This is a genomic window from Stenotrophomonas genospecies 3, from assembly GCF_054473855.1.
The window spans coordinates 1-313 of the sequence record NZ_JBTMUR010000050.1; the positions used below are offsets into that span (position 1 = coordinate 1).

General features: G+C 62.6%; 1 protein-coding gene. It reads left to right on the forward strand.

Annotated elements, in window-relative coordinates:
• Positions 1-54: 54 nt before the first annotated feature.
• Positions 55-313, forward strand: a 259-nt coding sequence (locus ACX9OT_RS21860; RefSeq protein WP_459003672.1) for a hypothetical protein, incomplete at its 3' end; no start/stop codon positions are given.

The window sequence follows — 313 nt, forward strand, 5'->3', positions numbered from 1 at the left end:
AAAATGCCGCCTGCAAGGGCGGCATTTTCGTTCCGGCTACGTGGCTTTCGGTAGATGCCGACCTTGGTCGGCGCCGTTCGGAAAAGCCGCAACCGGGAGCGCTATCGGTGTGCCGAGCAACGCTCGGCACCTACAGAAAATGCCGCCTGCAAGGGCGGCATTTTCGTTCCGGCTGCGTGGCTTTCGGTAGATGCCGACCTTGGTCGGCGCCGTTCGGAAAAGCCGCAACCGGGAGCGCTATCGGTGTGCCGAGCAACGCTCGGCACCTACAGAAAATGCCGCCTGCAAGGGCGGCATTTTCGTTCCGGCTGCG